Consider the following 2,489-nt stretch of genomic DNA (forward strand, 5'->3'; position numbering starts at 1 on the left):
ATACCTCCCCCTTGCCCCATACGGTGCTGGGCCTTCCGCCCGGTGCCTCGAAAGACGAGGCGCGGCGCGCCTATCGCAAGCTGGTACGCGACAACCACCCCGATGTGCTCATTGCGCGCGGCCTGCCGGAAGAGGCGATCATGCTGGCCCAGAAGCGCCTGATCGACATTAACCGCGCATGGGAAACCTTCGAACGCAGGGCAGGCTGACGGCTTTCGCGCCGCAGGCAGGGTTCCGCCGGAGGGATGCGGCGCGCGCGAATGAAAATTCGTCAGATGCCCGGGCCGTGCTATCTTGGGCATTATGAAACGTCTTCTGCCCATCACCGCCTTCGTTCTCGCCCTGCCGCTCGGCTCACTCCTCGCGCAGGAGGAGGAGAACGCACCCGGCGAACGCGGCCTGTCGCTGATGGAGCGGGGCGCCCAGCTTTTCATGGAAGGCATCATGAACGAAGCGGAACCGGCGCTCGAAGGGCTGTCCGATCTCGCCGACAGGATGCGCCCAGCCATGCGCGAATTCGCCCGCACCATGGGGCCGAAGCTGCGCGAACTGGTGGATGAGGTGGACGACTGGAATGCCTATCAGGCGCCTGAAATCCTGCCCAACGGCGATATCATCATCCGCCGCAAGCCGGACCATCCGATGATGCCCCCGGATGAACCGACGGAACCCGCCCCGCAGATCGAACTCTGACCCCGCCGTGGGTCAGGACGGGCTGCGCGCCTTCAGAACCTTGACCTGAACTTCGGCCTCAAGGGACGCGGCCAGTGACCGCAGCCGCGATTCCGCGACCTCGCCAAACAGCGGCACGGTTTCGGGCGTCAGCCGGAATTCGAGGATGCGTTTTTTCGGATACCACTTCAGGCTGCTCGTCTCGGCATCCTGATTCATCCACAGCATCGCGCCGAAACGCATCGCTTTGCCGAGGATTTCCGCCTCTGTCTGGGTCTTGGCATCCACCATGTCGTGCAGATCCGCGAAACGGGTGTTTTCGCGTTTGTTCGAATAGCGATGCAGCAGCGCCAGCCCAAGATAGATGCGTTCGGAATGTTTGAGCCCGCCGAGGTTTGCGCGTGTGGCGTTGTCGAAACAGGTTTCCGCGCGGTAGTCGGGATGGGCGCGCCAGCTGACGTCGTGCAGCAGGCAGGCGGCCTTCACAAGACGCTTCCGGGGGGCAGGGCTGCCCTTGTAGAGCGGCAGGATGAAATTGTAGAGCACCTTGCCGAAGCCTGGCATGCGGGCATCCTTCGCCTCGGCAAAGCGGCAGGCTTCGATCAGCGGATCACGGTCGCGCAGCCGCTGCGGCATCTGCTCATACAACATCCCCTCGCGGATGCCGTAGCTCGAAATGGCGATGTCCTTCGGCTTGAAATTCTTGACCAGCCGGCTCAGCACCTCGGCGGCATAGGGCACCAGCGCCATCCGGGTGGAGGAGACACCGCAGGCGCCACGCAACTCGTCGAGGTCGGATTTCTGGATGAAGGCCACAGTTTCCGCGACCGATTTCTTCGTCATCCGGTATTCGTGCAGGACGTGCAGCGGATAGCCCCTGCGGTACATGTCGATCCGGGCAATGGCCCGCCACGAGCCACCCACGAGGAAAAGCCGGTCGCGTTGCGCGCCCATCTTTTCCTGAAGGCCGGTGATGACCTCCTTGATATGGGCCTGCCGCGCCTTGGCGCCGCCCTTCATGTCGCGCAGTTTCAGCGGCCCCAACGCAGAACTGACACGTCGGCCCACCCGCCCGCCGGAAATCTCCGCCAGTTCCATCGAGGAGCCGCCGATGTCGCAGACCAGACCGTAGGCGCCGGGCCAGCCCAGCAACACGCCCTGCGCCGACAGCCGCGCCTCTTCCTCGCCGTCGATGACCCATATGCGCAGGCCGGTTTCCCGGCGCACCTCCTCACAGAAATCGCGCCCGTCGCTGGCATCCCTCACGGCGGCGGTGGCCACGACCGACAGATCAGCCAGCCCCATGCTTTCCGCCAGCTTCTTGAACCGGCGCATGGCCGACAGCGCCCGCACCCGACCGTCGGGCGACAGATGCCCGGTTTCGGACATCCCCGCACCCAGGGCGCACATGATCTTTTCGTTGTAGAAATAGGCCGGGGAGCGCGCCGCCCCGTCGAACACCACGAGCCGGACGGAGTTGGAGCCCACGTCGACAACCCCCACCCGCGACAGCGCCCGTGCGCTCGGGTCTTCGAACAGGGGTTTTCCGAACAGGCCCAGATCGGCCACACCGGTTTCGGGAACCTGGCGGGGCAGGGTTTCGGTCTGGTCTGCCATGCATACTCCCGCGGGCCATCCGGTTGCGGGGGCAAAGTGGCCCAGCCGGCACCTCAGGTCAATCGCTTTGAAAGGTGCTAATCCTCGGTATGGGTGAGCTTCGGCACATCCGACGCCCCCGCCGACCCTCGCCCGGACAGGGAGGGATTTTCCATGAAGAACCGGTGACAGTTGAAGGCGAACTGCCCGTCGGGCAGGGG

Annotated in this window: 3 protein-coding genes; 2 read left to right on the plus strand and 1 reads right to left on the minus strand. The window is 64.6% G+C overall.

All coding sequences use genetic code 11. From position 1 onward, the window contains the following. Together A3728_RS09990 and A3728_RS09995 are read left to right on the plus strand one after the other, a co-directional pair. Positions 1–209 (plus strand): J domain-containing protein (locus A3728_RS09990; RefSeq protein ID WP_150120723.1); only part of this gene is annotated, 209 nt, incomplete at its 5' end. A 94-nt stretch (positions 210–303) separates the two neighbouring features. Further along, the gene (locus A3728_RS09995) at positions 304–693 is read left to right on the plus strand and encodes a hypothetical protein (protein WP_067922876.1); all 390 of its coding nucleotides are present in this window, start codon (positions 304–306) and stop codon (positions 691–693) included. Positions 694–705: 12 nt separating this feature from the next. Here the strand turns inward: A3728_RS09995 and A3728_RS10000 are convergent, their stop codons facing one another. Then, positions 706–2,289 carry a Ppx/GppA family phosphatase gene (locus A3728_RS10000; protein ID WP_067922874.1) on the minus strand — a complete coding sequence of 528 codons (1,584 nt, stop codon included), beginning with the start codon at positions 2,287–2,289 and terminating at the stop codon, positions 706–708. Positions 2,290–2,489: the final 200 nt, after the last annotated feature.

This window comes from Sulfitobacter sp. HI0040, assembly GCF_001634885.1.
Taxonomy (GTDB): domain Bacteria; phylum Pseudomonadota; class Alphaproteobacteria; order Rhodobacterales; family Rhodobacteraceae; genus Sulfitobacter.